Genomic DNA, 802 nt, shown 5'->3' on the forward strand with positions numbered 1-802 from the left:
TGATACGGCCGGCTGTGGATCGTTCGAATGCCGAGCTTCAGAAGCCAGACCGTCAGCGCGGTCCAGGGGTCTTCGAGAGTAAAGCCCCAGGGACCACCATTATCGACGAACATCGCATCCGGCAGTCCATAGCGGCGGAACGTCGTCTCCAGATGTCCTTTGACCGTAGAGCCGCGCTCGTTGTCACACGCCGCCAGGCACACGGAGAAGCGCGAGTGGTCGTCCAGCGCAGTCAGCGGGTGACAGGACACGCCGTTCTCCAGCGCACTGTGCCCCTTGAAGTCCATCTGCCACAGCTGATTGGGCGCATCCTTCTCGAAGCGCCTGTACGGCTGCCCCGGCGTGCCTGCAGGCTCGCTCACGCGATCGTAGCGGCGCAGGATGGTGTGCACGGTGGATATCGCCGGGACAGTTTGCCCGTCGCGCGCGAGACGACGTGCGAGCTTGCGCGCGCCCCAGGCCGGGTGAGCGTCGCGCAACGCGACGATCTGCTGCTCAGTCGCAGCCGCCGTGCGCTCCGGACTCCGATGCGGCCGCCGCGACCGGTCCGCCAGCGTCGTATCGCCGGCGTCATACCGCTGGATCCACTTGTAGCCGGTCTCGGCGCTGATGCCGAACTGACGGCACAGCTTCCGCCGGTTCACGCCCTCCTGCTTGGCAAGCATCACAAACTCTCGTCGCTGGTCCATGACAGACACCTCTCGCCACGGCATCGCTCGCCCCTTTGCTTGACGAATCGAGCCGATTTTGAGGTGTCAACCATGTCTCCGAACACCTGTCAGCCATGTCCCCGGGCTGAACA

Annotated in this window: 1 pseudogene; it reads right to left on the bottom strand. The window is 64.7% G+C overall.

The window, feature by feature from the left end:
- A pseudogene (locus tag HL671_RS37835) lies at positions 1-713 on the bottom strand (IS481-like element ISBrsp4 family transposase); the annotation flags it as partial.
- Positions 714-802 lie beyond the last annotated feature (89 nt).

The sequence above is a fragment of the Bradyrhizobium denitrificans genome, from assembly GCF_013179005.1.
Classification (GTDB): domain Bacteria; phylum Pseudomonadota; class Alphaproteobacteria; order Rhizobiales; family Xanthobacteraceae; genus Bradyrhizobium; species Bradyrhizobium denitrificans.